At 72.8% G+C, this 18,197-nt stretch carries 15 protein-coding genes; 3 read left to right on the top strand and 12 right to left on the bottom strand.

Annotated features, from left to right (window positions below; genetic code table 11):
* Positions 1–51 precede the first annotated feature (51 nt).
* Positions 52–2,169: an acyl-CoA dehydrogenase gene (locus ACFQRI_RS18280; RefSeq protein ID WP_380670152.1), complete on the bottom strand. Its 2,118-nt coding sequence runs from the start codon at positions 2,167–2,169 to the stop codon at positions 52–54.
* 94 nt (positions 2,170–2,263) lie between these two features.
* Here ACFQRI_RS18280 and ACFQRI_RS18275 point away from each other — a divergent pair, with 94 nt between their 5' ends.
* Entirely contained in the window at positions 2,264–2,944 is a 681-nt protein-coding gene (locus ACFQRI_RS18275) for a class I SAM-dependent methyltransferase (protein ID WP_380670150.1), read from the top strand.
* A 65-nt stretch (positions 2,945–3,009) separates the two neighbouring features.
* On the opposite strand, the gene ACFQRI_RS18270 is transcribed toward ACFQRI_RS18275, so the two are convergent.
* From ACFQRI_RS18270 to ACFQRI_RS18260, 3 genes are read right to left on the bottom strand one after another with little or no spacing between them, the layout of a single operon-like run.
* Positions 3,010–4,023, bottom strand: a complete 1,014-nt coding sequence (locus ACFQRI_RS18270) for a prenyltransferase/squalene oxidase repeat-containing protein (RefSeq protein ID WP_380670148.1) — start codon at positions 4,021–4,023, stop codon at positions 3,010–3,012.
* Positions 4,010–4,723: a class I SAM-dependent methyltransferase gene (locus tag ACFQRI_RS18265; RefSeq protein ID WP_380670321.1), complete on the bottom strand. Its 714-nt coding sequence runs from the start codon at positions 4,721–4,723 to the stop codon at positions 4,010–4,012. Before ACFQRI_RS18265 ends, ACFQRI_RS18270 begins: the two co-directional genes overlap by 14 nt.
* A 2-nt stretch (positions 4,724–4,725) precedes the next feature.
* Complete coding sequence (locus ACFQRI_RS18260; protein ID WP_380670146.1) at positions 4,726–5,982, bottom strand: glycosyltransferase family 4 protein; 1,257 nt, start codon at positions 5,980–5,982, stop codon at positions 4,726–4,728.
* 157 nt (positions 5,983–6,139) lie between these two features.
* Here ACFQRI_RS18260 and kstR point away from each other — a divergent pair, with 157 nt between their 5' ends.
* Positions 6,140–6,748 carry a cholesterol catabolism transcriptional regulator KstR gene (gene kstR / locus ACFQRI_RS18255; RefSeq protein WP_380670144.1) on the top strand — a complete coding sequence of 203 codons (609 nt, stop codon included), beginning with the start codon at positions 6,140–6,142 and terminating at the stop codon, positions 6,746–6,748.
* A 31-nt stretch (positions 6,749–6,779) separates the two neighbouring features.
* Here kstR and ACFQRI_RS18250 read toward each other — a convergent pair whose 3' ends face one another.
* The 3 genes from ACFQRI_RS18250 to ACFQRI_RS18240 form a co-directional block, all read right to left on the bottom strand.
* Positions 6,780–7,826: an MBL fold metallo-hydrolase gene (locus tag ACFQRI_RS18250; RefSeq protein ID WP_380670142.1), complete on the bottom strand. Its 1,047-nt coding sequence runs from the start codon at positions 7,824–7,826 to the stop codon at positions 6,780–6,782.
* 115 nt (positions 7,827–7,941) lie between these two features.
* Positions 7,942–8,370 carry a MaoC family dehydratase gene (locus ACFQRI_RS18245; RefSeq protein ID WP_380670140.1) on the bottom strand — a complete coding sequence of 143 codons (429 nt, stop codon included), beginning with the start codon at positions 8,368–8,370 and terminating at the stop codon, positions 7,942–7,944.
* Positions 8,371–8,372: 2 nt separating this feature from the next.
* Positions 8,373–8,831 (bottom strand): MaoC family dehydratase N-terminal domain-containing protein, encoded by a 459-nt coding sequence (locus tag ACFQRI_RS18240; protein ID WP_380670138.1) that lies wholly within the window; start codon positions 8,829–8,831, stop codon positions 8,373–8,375.
* Between the two features lie 323 nt (positions 8,832–9,154).
* Here ACFQRI_RS18240 and ACFQRI_RS18235 point away from each other — a divergent pair, with 323 nt between their 5' ends.
* A complete protein-coding gene (locus ACFQRI_RS18235) occupies positions 9,155–9,421 on the top strand; it encodes a hypothetical protein (RefSeq protein WP_380670136.1) in 267 nt (88 codons plus the stop codon).
* Between the two features lie 120 nt (positions 9,422–9,541).
* Here ACFQRI_RS18235 and ACFQRI_RS18230 read toward each other — a convergent pair whose 3' ends face one another.
* The 5 genes from ACFQRI_RS18230 to ACFQRI_RS18210 form a co-directional block, all read right to left on the bottom strand.
* Complete coding sequence (locus tag ACFQRI_RS18230) at positions 9,542–13,534, bottom strand: tetratricopeptide repeat protein (protein ID WP_380670135.1); 3,993 nt, start codon at positions 13,532–13,534, stop codon at positions 9,542–9,544.
* Between the two features lie 158 nt (positions 13,535–13,692).
* Positions 13,693–14,889 (bottom strand): GH25 family lysozyme, encoded by a 1,197-nt coding sequence (locus ACFQRI_RS18225; RefSeq protein WP_380670133.1) that lies wholly within the window; start codon positions 14,887–14,889, stop codon positions 13,693–13,695.
* Between the two features lie 196 nt (positions 14,890–15,085).
* Positions 15,086–16,582, bottom strand: coding sequence for a tripartite tricarboxylate transporter permease (locus tag ACFQRI_RS18220; protein ID WP_380670131.1), 1,497 nt, complete (start codon positions 16,580–16,582; stop codon positions 15,086–15,088).
* The gene (locus ACFQRI_RS18215; protein ID WP_380670129.1) at positions 16,583–17,056 is read right to left on the bottom strand and encodes a tripartite tricarboxylate transporter TctB family protein; all 474 of its coding nucleotides are present in this window, start codon (positions 17,054–17,056) and stop codon (positions 16,583–16,585) included. It lies immediately after the preceding gene.
* Between the two features lie 5 nt (positions 17,057–17,061).
* Positions 17,062–18,063: a Bug family tripartite tricarboxylate transporter substrate binding protein gene (locus tag ACFQRI_RS18210; RefSeq protein WP_380670127.1), complete on the bottom strand. Its 1,002-nt coding sequence runs from the start codon at positions 18,061–18,063 to the stop codon at positions 17,062–17,064.
* Positions 18,064–18,197 lie beyond the last annotated feature (134 nt).

Genomic DNA, 18,197 nt, shown 5'->3' with positions numbered 1-18,197 from the left:
CCGATGGCGGCCCGCGCAAGGGCCAGGAACCGCCGAGCACCCGGGCGATCCCTAGCGGGGCAGCCCGAGCAGTCGTTCGGCGGCGACGTCGAGCAGCACCTGGGTGGTGCCGCCCGCGATCGAGTGCGCCCGGGTGAGCAGGAACTCGTGGACCGCCTCGGCGGCCGGGCCGTCGGTCGCCAGGGCCGCCGAGCCGCGGAGCTCCACGGCGAGCTCGGCCGCGTTCTGCCGGTGCTGCACGCCGAGCAGCTTCTCCACGCTCGACTCCGCCCCCGGCGCCTGACCGCGCAGGCTGCGCTGGGTGGCCCGCAGCCGCAGCAACGACACCGACAGCCCTTCGGCCACCACCGCCCCGAGGCGCTCCCGGGAGGCCGCGTCGCTGCCCGCGACGTCGTCGAGCAACCGCTCGACGTCCCGACCGAGGCTGGAACCGCCGAGGGCGACGCGCTCGTTGGCCAGCGTCGTGCGCGCGAGCTTCCAGCCCTGCCCCGGCTCGCCGACCAGAAGCTCGTCGGGCACGAACACCTCGTCGAGGAACACCTCGTTGAACCGCGCCTCGCCGGTGATCTCCCGCAGCGGGCGCACCGCGATCCCGGGACTGCGCATGTCGACCAGGAAGTAGGAGATCCCGCGGTGCTTGGGCGCTTCCGGGTCGGTGCGGGCCAGGCAGATCGCCCAGTCGGCCTCCTGGGCCAGCGAGGTCCACACCTTCTGGCCGCTGATCCGCCAACCGCCGTCGACCTTCTCCGCGCGCGTGCGCAGACCCGCCAGGTCGGAGCCGGCTCCGGGTTCGGAGAACAGCTGGCACCAGGTGATCTCCCCGCGCAGCGTGGGCCAGGCGAAGCGCTCGCGCTGCTGCTGGCTGCCGTGCTCCAGCAGCGTGGGCACCGCCCAGTTGCCGACCACGAGGTCCGGCCGCCGCACACCTGCGCGGTCGAGCTCCTCGTCGATGATCAGCTGCTGCTGCGGGCCGGCGCCGAGCCCGTGGGGCCGGGGCCAGTGCGGCGCGAGGAGCCCGTTCTCGGCCAGCCGCACCTGCCGCTGCTCCTCGGGCAGCGCTGCGATGGACTCGACGGCACCGCGCACCTCGGCGCGCTCGTGCTCGGGCAGGTCGCCGGGGCTGAGCGCGCGCCGCACGCCGCTGGCGGCGAGCTCGGCGGCGCGGCGGCGCCAGCGCCCGGTGCCACCGACGAGCTGCCGCAGCGAGGTCGCTCGGCGCAGGTGCAGGTGGGCGTCGTGCTCCCAGGTGAAGCCGATGCCACCGAGCACCTGGATGCAGTCCTTGGCCACCTGCACCGCCCCGTCGAAGACCACCGCCCCGGCCGCGGAGGCGATCAGCGCGCGCTCCTCGGGGTCGGCGTCCTGGGCGGCTCGGGCGGCGTCCCAGGCCAGCGCGGTGATCTGCTCGCTGCGGCAGAGCATCCCGGCGCAGAGGTGCTTGATCGCCTGGAACGAGCCGATGACCCGACCGAACTGCTCGCGGGTGCGCGCGTGCTCGACGGCGGTGCGCAGGCACCAGTTGGCCAGCCCGGCCGCTTCGGCCGCCGCGAGGGCGATCGCGAGGTCGGTGACCTCGGCATCGACCTCCTCGACGAGGACGTCGCGCAGCACCACGTCCGCGGCCGGGCGGGTGAGGTCCAGCGCGCTGCGCGCGGTGCGCTCGGCCCGGTCGGCTTCGACGACGAACCACCGGAGCTGCTCGTCCACGCGCGCGCGCAGCAGCAGATGGGTGGCGCCCATCGCCGCCGGAACTGGGCCGGCGCTGCCCGAGACCCGGAGACCGTCCTCCTGCCGGGTGCCGACGAGACCGCCCGGTTCGAGCGCGACCGCGACGGTGGCGCGCCCTTCGGCGAGCGCGGTGACGAGCGCCTCATCGGTTCCGGATCGGTGCAGCACCGCCCCGGCGAGCGCGGTGGACCACACCGGTCCGGGCACCAGCGACTCGGCGGTCTGCTCCAGGCCGGCGGCCAGGTCGGCGACGGTGCCCACGTCCTCGGTCAGCAGGGAGAACAGGCCGATCTCGACCAGCTCGGCCCAGGTGGACTCCTCGTGCCAGCGCGGCGCTTCGCCGGTCTCCAGCTTGCGCGCGGCCTCGGTTCCCCTGCCTTCGGCCCAGTCGCGCAAGGACTCCCGCAGGGCCCGCTGCTCCTCGGTGATCGCGATCGGCATCGCGCCTCCTCGCAGATTTAGAACACGTTCTAGCAAAGCTAGCCGGTTCAGCGGGTAACCTGCAACGCGCAGTCGGAACTCTTGGAGGAAGCACGTGACGCAGGAATCGACGACCACCCGCGAGCACCACCCGTCGATGCCTGCGGACCTGCTGCGGCTGGCCGAGGCCGCGACCGGTTTCATGCCCGTCGACGAAGGACTCGCGCTGCACCGGGCAGCGGTGTCCCACCTCGGCGACGGGGTCGGCGTGGAGATCGGCACCTACTGCGGGAAGTCCAGCATCTACCTGGGAGCCGCCGCGCGTGCCACCGGCGGGCGGATCGTCACCGTGGACCACCACCGCGGTTCCGAGGAGCACCAGCCGGGCTGGGAGTACCACGACCCGGATCTGGTCGATCACGAGGTGGGCAAGCTCGACACGCTCGGCGAGTTCCGCCGCACGCTGGCCCGCGCCGGGCTGGAGGACGAGGTCACCGCGGTCGTCGGCCGCTCCGCCGACATCGCCGGGTTCTGGCGCACCCCGCTGAACCTGCTGTTCGTCGACGGCGGGCACACCGACGCCGCGGCCAGCGCCGACTACGAGGGCTGGGCGCCCTGGATCGCCCCGGGCGGCGCGCTGGTCATCCACGACGTCTTCCCGAACCCCGAGGACGGCGGCCAGGCCCCGTACCGCATCTACCGCCGAGCGCTCGACTCCGGCGTCTTCGAGGAGACCTCGACCACCGGTTCCCTCCGCGTGCTCCGGCGCACCACCGGCGCTCCCGGGACGCTGTGAGAATTGCCTTTTTCATCAAAAGTCCTCACGCGCGGAGCTCGTGGGGAGTTCTGATGAAAGAGGGCCTACGGCAGGTCGTCGCCGCGGAAGATGCCGTTGGCGGGCGTGGTGCGCGACAGCGCGTCGGCGGCGAGCACGACCGCTGCCGCGGTCCAGCTGGAGCGCTCCACCGGCCAGCGCTTGTCGTCGGTGAACACGTAGCCGGTCCAGTAGGAGCCGTCCGGGTCGCGCAGGTGCTGCATCGCCGACAGCTGCTGGTGGGCGAGCTCGGACTCGCCCAGCGCGTCCAGCGCCAGCACCAGCTCGCAGGTCTCGGCGCCGGTGACCCACGGGTGGTCGTCCACGCACCGGATCCCGAGCCTGTCGACCACGAAGTCGTCCCAGCGGGCCAGGATTCGCTCGCGTCCCGCCTCCCCGCGCACCGCGCCGCCCAGCACCGGGTAGTACCAGTCCATCGAGTAGCGGGTCTTCGGGGTGAACGCCTCGGGGTGCTCGCGCAGCGCGCGCCCCAGCCTGCCGACCGCGTCGGCCCAGTCCGGCTGCGGCCGCCCCAGGTGCTCGGCCAGCGCCAGGGCGCAGCGCAGGCTCTGGTGGATGCTGGCCGAACCGGACAGCAGCGCCTCCCCGGTCGGCCCGCCCTCGCCGATGCCCCAGTCGACCTCACCGCGCTCGTGCTGCGCGCCGAGCACGAAGTCGATCGCGGCGCGCACCACCGGCCACATCCGCTCGGCGAAGGCCGCATCGCCGGTGATCAGCAGGTGGTGCCACACCCCCACGGCCGGGTAGGCGCAGTAGTTCGTGTCGGCGCCCTCGTCCTCCACGACGCCGTCGCGCACCTGCAGCGGCCAGGACCCGTCGGAGCGCTGGGTGGCGCGCAACCAGTCGTAGGCGCGCTCGGCCTCGGCGCGGAAACCGGTGACCGACAGGGCCATCGCCGATTCCACGTGGTCCCACGGGTCGGTGTGCCCGCCCGGGAACCACGGGATCTCCCCGGAGGGGAGCTGCACCGCGGCGATGGCCTTGCCGGTCTGCACCAGCGCTTCGGCCGAGACGATGCCCGGGATCTCAGGCGCGGGCACGGGGCTTCCCCAGGTACACCGCGAGGCTCTTGCCCGCCACCGGGTCGAGCAGCTTCTCGGCGGTGCGCGAGATCCACGGCGCGCGCATCATGTCCCACACCAGGAACGAGTGGTAGGCCTTGACCAGCGGGTGGTCGTCGTTGTCGGTGCCCACCGCGCACTTGATCCACCAGTACGGCGAGTGCAGCGCGTGCGCGTGGTGGCGAAAGGCGAAGCGCAGGCCGGCGTCGGTGAGCTTGCCGATGAGCTCGGATTCCGCGTAGATCCGCACGTGCCCGCCCTCGACCTGGTGGTACTCGTCGGACAGGGCCCAGCAGATCCGCTCCGGCCAGTCGCGCGGAACGGTGACCGCCACGCGCCCGCCCGGCTTGACCACGCGCACCAGCTCGGCCATCGCCTTCTCGTCGGAGGGGATGTGCTCCAGGATCTCCGAGGCGATGACGACGTCGAAGTGCTCGTCGGGGAAGGGCAGCGCCAGCGCGTCACCGGAGACGGTCTGGGCCTGGGCGCCCTCGGGAACCTCGCCCTCGGCCTTCATCGCGGCGAACATGGCGGAGACGTTCTCCAGCTCGTCGACGTCCTGGTCGAAGGCGGTCACGTCGGCGCCGAGCCGGTACAGCTCGAAGGCGTGCCGCCCGCCCCCGCAGCCCAGGTCCAGCACCCGCTGGCCCGGCTGCACGCCGAGCTTGTCGAAGTCCACCGTCAGCAACGCGTTGCTCCCTTCCCCGCGCGCGGGCTGCGCGCGATCGCTTCGGCGTAGCAGTCGACGGTCGCCGCTGCCACGGATTTCCAGCTGTAGCGGTCCAACACCCGCGCACGCCCGTTGGCGCCGAGCTCGGCGCGGCGACGCGGCGAGTCGAGCTGGCGGGACAGCGCGGCGGCCAGCGCCTCGGCGTCGCCCGGGGGAACCAGGTCGGCGCACTCGCCGTCGGGTCCGGCGACCTCGGGGATCGCTCCGGCGCGGCTGGCCACCAGCGGGGTGCCGCAGGACATGGCTTCCACGGTCGGCAGCGAGAAGCCCTCGTAGAGCGAGGGAACGCAGGCGACCTCGGCCGAGCCGAGCAGTTCGGCCAGCTCGGTGTCGGACAGGCCGCTGACGGTGCGCACCACGTCGCCGATGCCGAGCTCCTCGATGCGCTGCTCGGTCGGTCCGCCGGGGCTGAGCTTGCTGACCAGGACCAGTTCCACATCGCGCTCGGTGCGCAGCTTGGCCACCGCTTCGAGCAGCACGCCCACGCCCTTCATCGGCGTGTCGGCGCTGGCCATCGCCACGACGCGCCCGGGCGCGCGGGGTTCCGGCGGCGGGGCGAACACCTCGGCGTCCACGCCCAGCGGCACCACGTCGAGCTGCGCGGGATCGACCTCGAAGTCGCGGGCGATGTCGGCGGCGGAGCTCTTCGAGACGGTCAGCAGGTGCGGCAGGCGGCGCGCGACGCGGGCCTGCATGCGGGTGAACCCGTACCAGCGGCGCAGGGTGATCTGGCGCAGGCCGCGCGCTTCGGCCAGCTCCACGCGGCGGTCGTGGGTGATCGGGTGGTGCACGGTGGCCACCAGCGGGATTCCGGCGCGCTGCAGCGACAGCAGCCCGTAGCCGAGGCACTGGTTGTCGTGCACGACGTCGAACTCGTGGGCGCGGGCGCGCAGCAGCTTGGCGGCCCGCAGGCTGAACGTCAGCGGTTCCGGGAACCCGGCGGTCCACATGGTGCCGACCTCCAGCAGGTCGACGTGGTCGCGGATCTCGCGCGGGTGCGGGGTGCGGAACGGGGCGGCGTCGTTGTAGAGGTCGAGGCTGTCCACCGCGGTGAGGTCCACGCCCGGGTCGAGCTCCGGGTAGGGCCGCCCGGAGAAGACCTCGACGTGGTGGCCGAGCTCGGCGAGACCGCGGCTGAGGTAGCGCACGTATATGCCCTGCCCGCCGCTGTGCGGCTTGCTCCGGTAGGACAGCAACGCGATCCGCACGATTCACCTCACACTGCCCGGGCGCCGCGGGCTGGATAGACTGGAACATGTTTCGATCGAGACAATCCTGCTCACCTTAACCCGTGAGTAGGTCGGGGCGATGAACCGCGTGGCGACCACCACGTGGTTGCGATGAACTTCCGAGGGGAACGATCACATGGCAAGCGCACGCAGTGCTCTGCAGACGCCCGGAACCGCCGAGTCCGGTTCGGCCGCGCAAGCCGAGCGGCGCAAGCGGATCATCGATGCGACCATCGCGCTGGCCAGCAAGGGCGGCTACGAGGCGGTGCAGATGCGCGCGGTCGCCGAGAAGGCCGATGTCGCGCTCGGAACCCTCTACCGCTACTTCCCGTCGAAGATCCACCTGCTGGTGGTGGGCCTGGCCCGGGAGTTCGAGCGCGAGCAGAGCAAGCTGGAACGCAGCCGGATCCCGGGCGAGAACTCCTACGAGCGCGTGCTGCACGTGCTCAACCGCACCACCCGCGCGCTGCAGCGCAACCCGCAGCTGACCGAGGCGATGACGCGGGCGTTCATGTTCGCCGACACCTCCGTGGCCAACGAGGTCGACCAGGTCGCCGAGCTCGTCGAGCGGCTGTTCACCGCGGCGATGACCGAGGACGAGCCCACCGACGAGGAGAAGGCCATCGCCAGGGTGATCGGCGACGTGTGGCTGTCCAACCTGGTCGCCTGGGTGACCCGCCGGGCGTCGGCCTCGGATGTGACCACCCGCCTGGAGCTGACCGTGCGGCTGCTGCTGAAGGACTAGAACTGCTCGTCGTTGCGCGCGGCGAGCTCCTTCATCGCACGGCGTACTCGGTGACCGCCCCGTTCTGGGTGGCGCTCAGCTGCCCGCGCTCGACGAGCAGGTCCAGGTGGGCGCTGGTCTCGCCGACGGCGAGGACCCGGTTGAACAGGTCGAGCTCGGGCAGCTTCTTCTCGCGGCGGGTCCAGCCCAAGCGCAGCGCGGCCTCGTAGGCGGTGCCCGCGCCGTCGCGGACCACCTCGAGGGTCTGGGCCAGGCGCTGCTCGTGGTGGTCGAGCAGTTCGCCGATGCGCGCGTGGGTGCTGCCGCCGACCGGGCCGTGCGCGGGCAGCATCCGCAGGTCCGGGTAGGACTGCATCAGCCGCAGCGAGTCGAGGAAGTCGCCCAGCGGGAGCTCGGGGCGGGCGGGCTCGACGCCGATCGACGGGGTGATGTGCGGAAGGATGTGGTCGCCGGAGAACAGGACCTGCGCGTCGGCGTCCATGAAGACCACGTGCCCGCGGGTGTGCCCCGGCGTGGGCACGGCGAGCAGGGTGCGCGAGCCCAGCGGGATCTCGACCTTGCCCTCGATCCACTCGTCCGGGGCCTCGTAGGGACTCCTGGGCTTCTCGGGCTCCTCGCCGTAGGCCTCGGCGAGCTCGGCCATGAGCTGGTCGGCGCCCCAGCGCTGCAGCCGCTGCACCTCGCGGTCGGTCTGACCGCCGTTGAGCAGCAGCTCCATCGAGGGCTGCTCGCCGGCGCCGAGGCTGATCTTGGAGCCGAAGGTCCGCCGCAGCGTGACCGCGAGGGTGTAGTGGTCGCGGTGCACGTGGGTGACCAGGAAGCGCTGCACGTCCTCGAAGCCGTGACCGATGCGGCCCAGCGCGTCCTCCAGCTGGCCGCGGGCGTCGGCCAGCGCCCAGCCGGAGTCGATGAGCACCAGGCCGTCGGAGTCCTCGACCGCGTAGACGTTGACCGCGCGCAGGCCGTCGTTGGGCAGGGGCAGCGGGATCCGGTGCACCCCGGGTGCGACCTCGAAGGCCCCGGGCTCGGTCCAAGCGTGACGCGCGTCGTTCACTCGTCCTCCAGCAGTTCGCCCCATCGCGACCGGGGATTTCCCCTCCCCACCTCTACCACGCCGACATCGGGTGCCGAACCGGACGTGGATCACACTCCGGCGTCCGACGGGGCGGTGCGGCCCGTTGCGGTCGGGGCGGTCAGGCGAGCTGGAGGATCGCTTCGGACTTGGCCAGCACTTCCGCGCCGTCGACCGCGGCGGTCAGGGCGATGCGGACCCGGTTGCCGTCGAGCTTGTCGGTCAGCTCGCCGGCGACCTCGACCTCGACGCCGGTGTCGTCGTCGGGGACGACGACCGGCTTGGCGAAGCGCACGCCGTAGTCGACCACCGCGCCCGGGTCGCCGGCCCAGTCGGTGACCAGGCGCGCCGCCTCGGCCATGGTCAGCATCCCGTGCGCGATGACGTCGGGCAGTCCCGCCGCCTTGGCGATTCGCTCGTTCCAGTGAATGCTGTTGAAGTCACCCGAAGCGCCGCAGTAGCGCACCAGGGTCAGGCGCCCGATCGGATAGCGCACCGGGCCGATCCTCATGCCCGCCTCGACGTCGTCGTATCGCACGGTGGCTGCCATGCTCACTCCTGCCCTGCTGCGGTGCCTCGGGAGATGATCACGTTCACGGCGGTGGCGACCTGCTCGCCTTCGGCGTCGCGGATGCCGGTCTCGATGCGCACCAGCTCGTTGCGACCGGCGTCGCGGATGTCGGCGATCCGCCCGGTGGAGCGCAGCACGTCGCCGGCCCGGATCGGCCGCCGGTAGGAGAACCGCTGCTCGCCGTGCACCACCATCCGGTAGTTCAGCCCGAAGTCCGGTCGCATGATCGGGTTGTTCGGCGAGGCCGCACCGGTGACCACGATCGCGAAGGTCGGCGGTGCGATCACGTCCGGGTGCCCCAGCTCGCGGGCAGCGGCCGGATCTCGGTAGGCCGGGTTGGGATCGCCGATGGCTTCGGCGAACTCGCGGATCTTGCCGCGGGTGACCTCGTAGTCCTCGTCGGAGTGGAACTCGAATCCCACGTAGTCCCGGTTGATCACGCACCGCTCCCCTGCGTCGCTCGATGGTGGTCGTGCTCGCCGTTCCGCCCCTCGCACGTGATCTGGATGCGGGAGTTCGCGGTGAGACTAGCCCCGAACCGAAAAAACAAGCAAGCATTTGGTTTTCTGTTCGCCCTGCGAACCGGCGCTGCAATCACCGTGCGTGATCGACTAGTTGCTCTCCGCTGTGGTAAGGTCCGCATCCGTCCAATCTGCACGTGCAAACGCACGGGAAAATTCGAGTAGGCGGAGAACACTGGGGGGCAGCCATGCTCTCGTCGGACGATACGCAACCCGACGCCAGCGCGAGACTGCGTCAGCTGATGGCCCGCGGCTTCCAGCTGATGCCTCCGGTCCGCGACCACGCGGGCGAGCTCGACGCGCTGATCTACGTCCGCCCCAAGGGCGACGTCATCGACGTCGTGGAGCTCATCGCCGAGGACGAGGTCCGCGCCGCGCGCGTCCCGCGCCGCGGCGAGATCAGCGTCGAGGCCGGCGGTGCCTTCTGGCGCACCACCGGCGACGTCTACCAGGTGCTCGACGAGGTCCTGGCCCTGCCCGAGCCGCTGGTCCGCAGCGGTTCCGCCTAGCACTGCGCGATTCCCGATCGGGCCCGCGGCCCGGTCGGGAATCCGGCGGAGCCGCCTTCGGCGTGCTCGACGAGCGGCGCCCGGGGTCCGCCGAAGCCGCTCGGGGTGCGCGAGCAGCTCCTAGGCGAAGCTGCGACCGCTGGCCAGCTCGTTGAGCCGGTGGTTGGCCACGGCCGCGAGCCGCTCCTCCCCGCTGCCCAGAACCCGCTGGTAGGCCTGGCGCGCGCCCGAGACGTCGCCGCGCCGCTGCAGCGCCTCCCCCAGCGCCAGCACCGCGTCCGGCACCGGGTCCGGCGCGCCGATCTCCACCGCGCAGCGCAAGTAGACCAGTGCCGCGTCCGGATCGCCGTCGCCCAGCAGCTCGTCGCCCGCTTCCTGGGCCCACTCGGCGACGTGGTCCTCCGGCACGACCTCGGTCATCCGGCGCAGCGTGTCGGTGGCGCCCTGGTGATCACCGCTGCCGCGCTGGTCGTCGAGCACCACCCGCACGTTGTTCAGCGCGTCCTCGCCCAGGTCTTCCTCCGGCGCGTGCCCGGCGGCCTTGACGAAGGCCACCACGGCGCCGGGCAGGTCCCCGGACTCGTAGCGGATCAGCCCCAGCCCGAACTCGCCGCGCGCGGCCAGGCTCGGTTCCTCGCTGCGCCGCACCCGCTCGAACTGCTCCCCCGCGGCCTCGGAATGCCCCTGCTCCAGCAGGATTTCGGCCAGTCGGCCGCGCGCGGCCTCGGCGTGCGCGGGCGCGTCCGCCTCGGCGGCCGCGCGCAGGTGACCGATGGCCTGCTGCGGGTCCTCGGCGCGATCGGCCAGCAGCCGCAGGGCGATGGCCGAGGTGGCCGGGTCGTCGGACTCGGCGGCGCGCCGCAGCATCGCCTCGGCCTCCGGGGCGGTTTCGCCGACCACTCGGATGCGGCGGTGCAGCGCGGTGCCGAACTGCTCGGCGGAATCGGCGGACTGCTCGGCCTCGTCCCAGGTCCGGCGGGCTTCCTCCGGCTCACCGGCGAGGTGCTGGAGGTGCCCCAGCAGCACCCCGGCCTCCAGCGCCGCGGTCCCGGTCCCCTCGACGTGCGAGTGGCGGGCGATCGAGATCGCCCCGTGCAGGTCGTGCACGCGCGCGAGCAGCTGGGACATCAGCACGCCGGCGCGGGCCACCGCGGCGGGCTCGTCGGCGTGGATCGCGCGCCGGTACCAGCTCAGCGCCATCGCGTGCTCGCCGCGCTTCTCGGCGTGCTTGCCCAGCGCGAGGTGCGCCTTGGGGATCGCCTCCGGGTGCCCGTGATCGACGACGAGCCGGAACCGCGCCAGCGCCTCGGGGCTGCCCGCGGCGGCCTGCCGCCTGCCCAGCTCCAGGGCCAGCTCCGAGCAGATCCGGCGGTCCTCCTCGCCGGCCTCGGCGAGCAGCTCGGTCGCCGAGGCGAGGTTTGTGCGCACCAGGTGCCAGAACTCGGCGAGGAGGGTCGAGTCGTAGTGCCCGGCGATCACCGCCTTGGCCGCCTCGGCGTGGCCGGAGCGCAGCAGCCGCTCGGCGCGCTCGAAGTCGGATTCGCCCTCCGGCGGCTCGGCGTCGGCGCCGCGCTGCGACGGCACCTCGCGAGGTCGCAGCTCGGCCAGCCGCCGCGCGGCGTCGGCCGAGTTGCGCGCGTCCGAGCTGGCGACCTCCTCCAGCAGCGCGACCGCGCGGTCGGGGTCGGTTTCGGCGACCAGGTCGGCGATGCTGACCTTGGCGACCACGGCTTCCTCCGGGTCGATGCCCTCGACGGCCTGCTCCCAGGCGCGCAGCGCGGCCTCGTGCTCGCCGCGCTCGACGTGCAGCGCGCCGAGGAACAGCCATCCCTGCTGGCGCAGCTCGGCGGGCCCGGACTCGCCGACCAGGCGCAGCGCCCACCGGGCGGAGGACGGCACGCCGCGCCCGAGGTAGCGGTGCGCCAGCTTCAGGCACAGCTGCGCGGCCGTGCGCCGCTGCTCGGAGTCCTCGGCCAGCGCCAGGAAGCTCTCCTGCGCGGCCTCGAGCTCCTGGCGGACCGCGCGCATGCCGAACACCGCGACCGCGGCGGTGGTCGAGTTCGAACCCGCGGCGCGGGTGAACAGCTCCAGCGCCGCGTCCAGGTCGTCGGCGTCGACCAGTTCCTCGCCGAGCAGGAACGCCGCGCGCGGACCGTGCTCGGGGTGCCCGGCCGAAGCGGTCCGCCGGTAGAGGTCGCGCAGCTCGTCGTGGCGCTCCAGGGTGCGGTAGATCAGGGCGAGCTTGTCGAAGGCGTCGCCGACGATGGCCGGATGCCGGGTGGCCAGGGCGGTTTCGAAGGCCGCGACGGTGCCGTCGAGCTCGCCGCGCTCCATCAGCAGCTCGCCGAGCGCGATCGCGGCCCACGGGCGCGGGGCGGGGTGGCCCTCGTCGAGCACGCGCTGCAGCAGCGGTTGGGCCTCGGCGGAGCGCTCGCTCCGGACGCGCTGCTCGGCCAGCAGCGCTCCGGCCGTGGTGCGCACCAGCGAATCGACCGACTCGGTCAGCCCGACGAGCTCCTCGGTCGGGGCCCGGCCGGTGAACGCGGCGGCGCCCACGGCCACCAGCTCGTGCGGATCGGCCGCGGGCTCACCGGCTTCCACCCGCAGCAGCACCGGAAGCACCGCGGGCGCCGAGGGTTCGTCGAGCACGGCGTCCAGGAACGCCGCGTAGCGGGCCTGCGCGGAGCCGTCGGCGCCCGCGGCCTCGCGCAGCAGCTGCCGTCCCCGCTGGCGGTCGCCGAGCGCGGCCTCGGCCAGGCCCAGCGAGATGCGGGCCTGCGCGGCCAGCTCGCCGCCGAGCAGCCGCAGGTGGTCGTCGCGGGCGGTGGCGAGGTCGGCCGCGGCGGCGGCCTTGCGCGCGCGGTCGAGCAGTTCGCCCGCGTCGAGCTCGGGCTCGTCGGGGACGGCGGCCAGCAGCGCGGTGTCGGTGGCGCTGGCCCGCTCGGGGTCCATCATGGACAGAGCGAGCTCGGCCTGGTGCGCCAGGTTGGCGTCGGTGGCCCGCGCGGCCCGCCGGAACGCCTCGGCCGCGCCGTCGAGGTCGTCCTGGTCGTAGCGCAGGACGCCGAGGTGGTAGGCCGCCAGCGGAGCCTTGTCCGGGTGCCCGGAGTCGACCACCCGGCCGAAGGTCTCGATGGCCGCGGCCGGGTCGCCGGCGTCGCGCTGCAGCTCGGCGAGCACGCCGAGCGCTTCGACGGCGTAGTCGGGATGGCGGGTGTCGATGACCTGCTGCAGGACCTCGCGGGCCCGCTGCGGCTGCGTCCGCCGCAGCTGGATGGACAGCCGGATCAGCGCGTGCAGCCGCACCTTGGGGCGCGGGTCCTGCGCGGCCAGCTCGTAGGCCTCGGCGGCGCCCGCGGGTTCGTCGAGGTCTTCGAGCACCCCGCCGCGCAGCACGTGGCCCCACGCGAGGTGCTCGGGGTGGGCCAGCGCGATGATCCGGTCGGCGAGCTCGCGCGCGGTCGCGGCCTCGTCGGCGTGCAGCGCGTAGAGCTTGGCCGCGCCCAGCGACCCGTAGTGCGGATGACCGCTGTCGAGCAGCTTGTGCAGGATCGGCTCGGCGTCGCCGTCGCGGCCCTGCTCCAGCATGGCCAGCGCGCGCTGGTAGGCGATCTGCAGGTACTCGGCGCCCTCGGAGCGGTCCGGCGGCAGGCTCAGCTGCTGGGCGGCCTCGACCACGCCCGGGTCACCGGAGGCCAGCGCGCGGCCGCGGGCCTCGCGCGCCCCGGCGCCGTCACCGCGCTCGGTGAGCACCTGGGCCAGCAGCACCTCGGCGCGGCCCGCCTCGTCGGGTTCGGGTCCTTCGGCGGCCATCCGCAGCAGCACCTGCGCGGAGGCCAGCTCCTCGGCCTCCAGCAGCAGGTTGCCCAGCGCGATCGCCGCGGACTGGGCGTGCGCGGGCTGCTCGGTGTCCACCACCCGCTGGTAGATCTCGCGGGCCTCGGTCAGCTCGTCGCGCTCGGCCAGCATGGCCGCGACCTGCAACCCGGCCTGCGCGGCGGCCGCCAGGTCGCCTTCCCGCAGCACGGTGCGTAATTCCCGCTCCGCGCCGTCCTGGTCACCGTCGAGCAGCAGCTGGCGTGCCTGGGTGATGCGCTTCTCCCACCGTGACATTGCCGCGCCTTTCGATCTGGTGATCGCCGAACCGGGGGCGAGAATATCTTCCTCGCCCCCGGCGTGGTCGGGCCGCAAGCGCCTTTCGCCCGCACGCGCGAAGGAGCGGGCCGCCCGCTGTCGCGGACGACCCGCTCCCAGGTCGTTGAACCGGCTGGTCAGCTGGCCAGCTGCTCGAGCCGGGCCTGACCCTGCTTGAACTGGTTCAGGTCGGTGCTGCCGCTGATGCCGGGCACCGAGCCCTTGTCGGTGTACTGCCAGAAGTTCCAGTCGCCGAAGCCGGACGGAACCGAGGGGCTGTCGACCTCGTAGGAGGCCAGCCACAGGGCGTGGTCGGAGTAGGCGTCGGTGCTGCCCATGCACTGCGACCAGAACGAGGGGTTCGCGTAGATGATGGGCTTCTGGCCGGTGCGCTCCTCGACGGTGTTGTTGAACTCGTCGGTCCACTTGTGCATCTGCTCGACGCTCATGCCGTAGCAGCCGCCGCTGTTCGGGTCGACCTCCAGGTCGAGCACCGGGGGCAGCGTCTTGCCGTCGTTCTTGTAGTCGGCGACGTCCAGGAACCGGTTGGCCTGGTCGACGCCGGAGGAGTCGCCCGGGCGGGCGAAGTGGTAGGCGCCGGCGATCAGACCGGCGTCCTTGGCGCCGTGGTACTGCTCGTCGTAGGTCGGGCTGGTGAAGTCGATGCCGTCGCTGGCCAGCACGAAGGTGAACTTCTTGCCGGAAGCGGCGACCTGCTTCCAGTCGATCGGGCCGTTGTGGTTGGACACGTCGATGCCCTCGACCGGCGGCCCCAGCGGTGCCGGCGCCTCCGGCTTCTCGGCCTCGGCCTTGTTCTCGGCCGGGGAGTTGGTCTCGGCCGGGGTCTTCGGCGCGTCGGGCTGCTCGGGAGCGGCGTGCTGCGCGCTCTTCATCGGCGCGGCCATGGCGGCCTCCTCGTAGGAGGTCTGCTCGCCACCGCTGGTGGCCACGCCGCCGATGATCAGCCCGACGACGCCGACCGCGGCGACGCCGGCACCGACCTGCATCGAGCGGGACCGGCTGCCCTCGGGCAGCTTGTCCTGGATGGCGGCCACGTGCGGCGCGACCCTCTCCCGGAAGCGCCGCACCGCGGGTGCTCGACCGATGCGCTCGAACAGCGGCGAGAGCCACTGCACCAGGCGCTGGAGCACGGGTGCGAGCCACTGGCCGACGCGGTCGGTCACCGGCCGCACGCGATCCACACCGGCGCGCAGGGCCTCGTCGGCCCGCTGCGCGGTGGCGTGCCACCCGCGGTCGGTCGCCGCGTGCTTCGGGGATGCGGCGTGATCGTCGTTTTCGGGGGTACGGGGTTCGTCGGGGGTCTCGGGTTTCACGAGCCCCACACTCCGCGACGGAGCGTGCCGCTACATCGCGGTTTGTACGTAGGCGACTACCTAGATTCGCACCCAGGGTGCACAGCCCGACAAACCGACCATCACGTACGGTAACCCAATAGGGTGACTGGGTGGATCCTAACCACAGCGGGTAAATGGCCCGTCAAACCCCCACCACTTCCGGGGACCCAGGATCTCACGTGGCGTTGCGGGTGAGCGTGCGGCGCAGCGGACCGACCAGGGACAGCACGAAGGCGACCGCCACCACCACCCACAGCACGATCGAGATCGGGCTGGAGACCAGCACCGACGGGTCGCCCTCGGAGATGGTCAGCGCGCGGCGCAGCTGCTGCTCGGCCAGCGGCCCCAGGATCAGCCCCACCACCGCGGGTGCCACCGGGACGTCGGCCTGGCGCATCAGCAGCCCCACCAGCCCCAATCCGCACAGCACCAGCAGGTCCACCGTCGTGCCGCCCGCGGCGTAGGTGCCCAGCGCGGCGAAGACCAGCACTCCGGCGTAGATGCCGTAGGCGGGGATGGTCAGCAGCTTCGCCCACAGCCGCACCAGCGGCAGGTTGAGCACCAGCAGCATCACGTTGCCGATGTAGAGGCTGGCGATCAGCGTCCACACCAGCGGACCGGACTCCTCGAACAGCTCCGGGCCGGGTTGCAGCCCGTAGGACTGGAAGGCGGTGAGGATCACCGCCGCGGTGGCCGAGGTCGGCAGGCCCAGCGTCAGCAGCGGCACCAGCACTCCGGCCGAGGCGGCGTTGTTGGCCGCCTCCGGTCCGGCCACTCCCTCGATGGCACCGCGGCCGAACTCCTGCCGGTGCTTGCTGAGCCGCTTCTCCACCGTGTAGCTCAGGAACGTCGGCACCTCGGCGCCGCCCGCGGGCAGGCTGCCGATCGGGAAGCCGAACAGGGTCCCGCGCAGCCACGCGGGCCAGGACCGCCGCAGGTCCGAGCGGGAGAGCACCACCCGCTCGCGCACCGGCTGCACGGTGCTGCCGCCGGTGCCGGTGAGCAGGTGCCCGAAGCCCTCGCTGAGCGCGAACAGCGCGATCACCACGATGACCACGTCGATGCCGTCCAGCAACGAGCCCACCCCGAAGGCCAGCCGGGGCTGGCCGGTCTGGGCGTCCAGGCCCACCAGCCCGACGGTCAACCCGACCAGCAGGCTGGCCACGCCCTTGAGCAGGTCCGGGCCCAGCAGGGCGCTGACGGTCACGAACGCCACGGCCATCAGCGCCACGTACTCGGGCGGCCCGAAGCTGGTGGCGAACCCGGCCACCAGCGGCGCGAGGAAGGTCAGCGCGACGGTGCCGATGGTGGCCGCCACGAAGCTGCCGATGGCAGCGGTGGCCAGCGCGGCCGCGGCGCGCCCCGCCCGGGCCATCTTGTTGCCCTCCAGGGCGGTGACCATCGAGGCGCTCTCCCCCGGCGTGTTCAGCAGGATCGAGGTCGTCGACCCGCCGTACATGCCGCCGTAGTAGATCCCGGCGAACAGGATCAGCGCGCTGGAGGCCTCCAGCCGGAAGGTGATGGGCAGCAGCAGCGCCACGGTCAGCGCCGGGCCGATGCCGGGCAGCACGCCGACCGCGGTGCCGATGGTCACGCCGACCAGCGCCCACAGCAGGTGCGTCGGGGTCAGCGCCCCGGCGAAGCCGTCGAGCAGCAACGAGAGCTGTTCCACCTAGAACCCCCACGGTCCGCTGGGCAGACTCAACCCGATCAACCGGTCGAAGACCAGGAACGCGGCGGCCGCCAGCGCCCACCCGTAGGCCACGACCTGCGGAGCGCGCGGCGCTCCGAGCAGCAGCGCGGTCGCGACGAACAAGCCCGCGGTGCTGACCACGTAGCCCAGCCACGGCAGCAGCAGCGCGAAGGCCACCAGCGCACCGACCTGGGCCAGCACCCGCAGTCCCGCGCGCGGCTGCCAGGGGCTGCCGCTCACCGCGTGCGGCAGCCGCATCCGCGACTGGACCATCAGACCGGCGCCGACCACGCCCAGCAGCACGCCGACCAGCAGCGAAACCGCGGCCGGCCCGACCGCCGATCCGGTGGACGGCAGCCGCATCGCGTCGACCAGGACCACCACCGCCGCGAGCAGCATCAGCGCCCCGAAGGCGGCCGAGGCCAGCACGGTGCGTCGATCTTGCGTGGGCACGGCGCTCACCCCAGTCCGATCCGGTCGAGGACCCGGGCGACCCTCGTCTGCTCGGCGCGCACGAAGCGCTCGAACTCGGGGCCCGCCAGCGCCGCGTCGGTCCATCCCTGCTCCTCCAGCGCCGCGCGCCACTTCGGCGTGCGGCTCATCTGCAGCAGGGCCTGTTCGAGCACCCGCTCCTGCTCCTGGCTGATGCCCCGCGGCGCGACGACCCCGCGCCAGTTGTCCAGCTCCACGTCCAGGCCGCCTTCCTCGAGCGTGGGAACGTCGGGCATGGTCGGCGCCCGTTCGGCGGTGGAGACCGCCAGCGCGCGCAGCTGCCCGGATTCGACCTGCGGCTGGATCTCGGAGACCCCGGAGATCGCGACGTCGGCCCGACCCGACAGCGCGGTGGACAGCAGCTCGCCGCCTCCGGAGTGCGCCACGTAGGAGATCTCGGCGGGGTCGGCCCCGACGGCCTGGGCGAGCATCCCGGCGAGGATGTGCTCGGCGCCGCCGGCCGAGCCCCCGGCGATGGAGACCCCGTGCACGTCGCGGCGCATCGCCTCGACCAGGTCGGCCGTGCTGCGGATCGGCGAGTCCGCGGGCACCGCGATGAGCTCGGCGTCGGTGGTCAGCCGCATCAGCGGTGTGGTGTCGTCCAGCGACACCGGGGAGCGGTTGGTCTTGACCGCCCCGACCATGACCAGCCCGGTGGTCATCAGCTGCGTCGGATCGCCCTGGTGGCGCACGAACTGGCTGAGCCCGATCGTGCCCCCGGCCCCGCTGACGTTGTAGACCTCGGTGCGGCCGACGTCGTCCTGCAGCGCGTGCTGCATCTCCCGGGACGTCTGGTCCCAGCCGCCCCCTGGCGATGCGGGTGCCATCAGGCGAAGCTGGCGGTCCCCCAGCATCTGCTTCGCGGCGGAGCCCTCGTGCTCGTCGGCGGGCGCGGTGGCCACCACCGCAACGGTGAGCAGCAGCGCGACGGCCCACGGGATCCACTTGGTCAGCCTGCTCGTCTGCATCAGCCGCCTCGTTCTCCCTCGAACGGTTGATCGCTTGTATACAGATCAACACCGGGTTGAGACAAGGGTCACTTCCCGACTCGTCCGACACGCCGGGGACGAGCACCGGTCTTGCGCTGCTCGGGAGTCGGGCA

Origin of the sequence: Saccharopolyspora griseoalba (assembly GCF_042665275.1) — a bacterium.
Taxonomy (GTDB): domain Bacteria; phylum Actinomycetota; class Actinomycetes; order Mycobacteriales; family Pseudonocardiaceae; genus Saccharopolyspora; species Saccharopolyspora griseoalba.
Note: the sequence above shows the minus strand (reverse complement) of the source record. Positions and strands in the feature narration are given on the sequence as shown.